We start from the raw sequence: 3,909 nt of genomic DNA, 5'->3' as shown, positions 1-3,909 counted from the left end.
GGAGGCATTTGGTATTGCGGCCACATTCACTTCTACATCTACTACTTCGCCTAAGCTTATGGCAGTCGGTGCTTCAGTATCAGGCGTCAATAGGATTTCTACCTCAAGGTTTCCGGTAGCACCCGCATCATCCGTGACCACTACCTTATATATACCTGCGGACAGGTTATTCAAATCTTCTACGTCAGCAGTAAATAAATCCGGACCTGTCCAAGAAATGCCAGGAGTACCGGTGGCGCCTGTTATGGTCAGGTCAATACTGCCGTTTCGGCCCGGGCAAAACTCATCTACTTTGGTCGCTGACAGACCCAATTCAACAGGCGGAATAGTAAATAATGTGAGAGACCCAAAAGGAAATGCACCGTTACTCATATTAAAATCTGCATTCTTGGCAAAGGCTTCATTGACTGGATCATATTCGAATACAGTTCCATATGCATAAAAATTATCCCCTCTTGCTGTCATTCCGTAGAGCTTCCCATTATATTCGGTTAAACCTCCCCTAGGATTACTACCATCATTTCCCACAAATGAGTATTTTCTGCTATATATATTAGTAACCGGATCATACTCAAAAAGAACTCCCCCATCATTATTACTAAAACTAGTAAGGTTGGTCAGCCCGTAAAGCTTTCCATTATATACTATCATACTACCGTTAGGACCCAAACCCTTACCATCCTCGAAATTGTACTTTTCAGTAAATTCACCATTCGACGGATCGTAGGCAAACAAAATACCTCCTTCAGTTGTGCCACCTAAAGCCGTACCATAGAGCTTGCCATCATGGACCGTTAATGGACCCCTAGGACTAATGCCATTTGTACCATCAAATTCGAATATCAATACTAAACCTCTCCTAATAGGGTCATATCCGAATAAAACCCCCTTATCGCCAGCGCCACCTCTAGCAGTCACTCCATACAGAATCCCGTTATATTCCGTCAAACCACCAATTGGGGTACTGCCATTTAATCCATTGAATTCGTGACCCTTGCTGTATTCTTTACTCTCCGGGTCATATTCATAAATAAGCCCATGATCTATAAACCTACCTCCTACAGAAGTCACTCCATATAACTTACCATTGTAAGCCGTTAATCTACCATTTGGCTTACTTCCATTGTCTCCTACAAAATCAATATTCTTGGTATAACTTTCTGTCGAAGGATCGTACTCATAGAGCACTCCGAGGTTATTTGATCCACCTGCATCAGCAGTTCCGAATAATTTACCGTTATATTTAATTAAACTTCCAGAGGGGTTACTTCCATTATTGAAATTGAAATCAAGCTTTTTGGAATATATTTTACGTTCAGGTTCATATTCAAAAAGGACGCCTTCATCATTGATACCGCCAGCACTAGTAATACCATACAATTTGCCATTATAGGCGGTTAGACTTCCAAATGGAGAAGCACCATTCGTCCCATCAAAACTGTATCCATCAAACTTGAAAGTTTCTTCGGGGAGAAACTCAAAAATAAAACCACTCCTAAAACTTCCTCCAAGCAAAGTCATCCCATAAAGCTTATCATTAAGGACTGTTAAACTACCATAAGGGGTACTGCCTATTCTTCCATCAAAATCATATTTTGTTATTCCATTATCAGTTGGATCAAACTCAAAGACAAACCCAAGATCATTATCGCCGATATTACTAAAACCTCCTTTTGGTCTCATTCCGTAGAGTTTGTCATTGAAGACGGTTAAACTTCCATCATCTGGATATTGACTATCTGATGCATCTCTTCCCTCCAAAAAATAATACAGAACATCAAATCTTCCTTCTGAAAAAGAAAATGAACTTCCATTAAGCCTGAATAAGGTACCATTACCCGTGCTCCCACCTGCAGTAGTCGACCCATATAGATCACCATTATAGAGTGTTAAATTTCCATAGGGTATTCCACCATCCCTTGTAAAATCAAAATCACGGATTTTTGTATAAGCACCCGTAGCTATATTATATGAAAAGATAACCCCTACATTATTGCGGCCACCGCTGGAAGTCATTCCGTAAAGTTCACCTTCTACGTATACTAGGCCGCCTGCGGGCGTTGACCCAGCCTCATCTCTATTGGCCACGTTATACACATACTTTTCTGAAAATATATTTGTCGCGGGGTCGTATTCAAAGATAACACCCGCATTATTTATGCCTGACGTTGTTGTGCCGTACAGTTTCCCATCAACCACCGTCAAATGACCACTTGGAAAGCTTGTCTGCTCAAAGTCATGAATTTTCAAATAAGAGTTGGTGGCGGGGTCGTACTCAAATAAAACGCCTCCAAAAAATGTTCCACCGCTTCTAGTCGTCCCGTAAAGTTTACCATTATACTCTGTCAACTGGTTCCATAATGATTGGCTCCCTGAAGCAAAATTGGTAAAACCTGTAGGCGCAGGATCCCTTAAAGATTTACTTTCAATATCATACTCTATAATCGCCCCTGTACCACCTTTTCCACCTTGGGAGGTAAGACCAAAGAATTTGGGGCTTTGCGCTTGAAGGGTAGGTAAAGCGCAGGTTACATAAAGTGCAATTAGAAAAATTGCTTTGGTGGTAAAACGGATCATCTTAGTAAAGAATTTAAATGGAAGTTCCGCCCCCAATAAGGCTAGGAACAAATAATTTTCACTATCGGAAAATAAAAATCATGTATTGAAAAATGGTTTTTATATCCTGATAAGCATACTGTAAAAGAATAATAAATGCGCTATTTATTATTTGGTGTGAAATACATTAAAAATGGTATGAAAACCTATAAATATTTTATGAAAATTAAAAAAATGTAATTTTTTGTAGAAAAATCTAAAAAAATCTATCTAAAATTTAACTTTCGAGAGATCTAAAAAAGAGTCTTTTTAATTCTTAAGTTGTTAATAGATTTAGTTGTGTAAAATCAAACTACCATAAGAGATGAAAAATAGGTTTCTTAATACTCCAATGAAAATCTCTTTTAAAAGAAAATATGCCCATTCAAAACGATTCTTCTGAGTTTATAGGGTATTTTACTTTGTTCTAATTCAGAATAAACCCAAGATTTAGAATTCTTAAAGGATTTAGAAGTTTACCAATCTAAAAGGAAAGAAATTGTAGAAGCAATTAATGCTGTAGTTTGGAGTGATGCCTTGATCCTTTTATGTTTGGGAGCTGAGATATAAACTTTGATTTTTGTACTTAAAAACTTAGTGATTAATTTTAGATGGATGGACGGTAAAGAGGCCGATAGTTACTAAGCGATATTCCTATTTTAATTTTGGAATTGAAAAAATTAGGATTTAAGCTAAATAAATTAAGGAATACTCTATACATAATTTCTTAGTTAATATACTCTTATCAAAAACTAACTTTCGCTTAATTCCGAAAGCCTTTTATATAAAAAACATTCTTAATAAAGAATTAGGGCCATGTTTCAAAAATAAAACCCCTATAACTGATTATTTAAAAAGAATTAACGCTTAAACGCTAGACCTATTTAATAATATTTTTCAAAAAAAAATAATAATATTATGTTTTTCGTCTATTTATTTCTGTTCTTCAAAAGAAAGTTTCGTTTAATTTCACTAGTAAATTTCACATTTTTAGGAAAGATGACTTAATTTTAAATATGTCTAGATCGAAGATTATCTCATTTTTCAGTTTTTATATTATTCTTTTTTCGATGGCTTTTTTTATTACTTGTCATATGAAAGCATCAATAAAAGAGCTTAAATTTTCTGAAGAATTAGGTCACTTTCAATTAACCAATAATCAGGAGACCAACGATGAGTTAGTTGGTGTATACTATATGCCTTCCTGGAACACCTCCCCTGACCCAACGATTGATCGAGATAGCTTTTGGTCTTGTATTGCTGGCAAATCGGATTGTTCTAGCATCCAAAACCCGGGAATCTAGGGCCCAAAAA

Annotated in this window: 1 protein-coding gene; it reads right to left on the bottom strand. The window is 36.5% G+C overall.

What is annotated here, in order from left to right:
• On the bottom strand, window positions 1-2,577 hold a 2,577-nt coding region (locus AAGF08_RS20265), incomplete at its 3' end, for a choice-of-anchor tandem repeat GloVer-containing protein (RefSeq protein ID WP_343513271.1).
• Window positions 2,578-3,909 lie beyond the last annotated feature (1,332 nt).

Origin of the sequence: Algoriphagus sp. SE2, from assembly GCF_039563885.1 — a bacterium.
In the GTDB taxonomy this organism is placed as follows: domain Bacteria; phylum Bacteroidota; class Bacteroidia; order Cytophagales; family Cyclobacteriaceae; genus Algoriphagus.
This window is presented reverse-complemented; position numbering and strand designations above follow the sequence as displayed.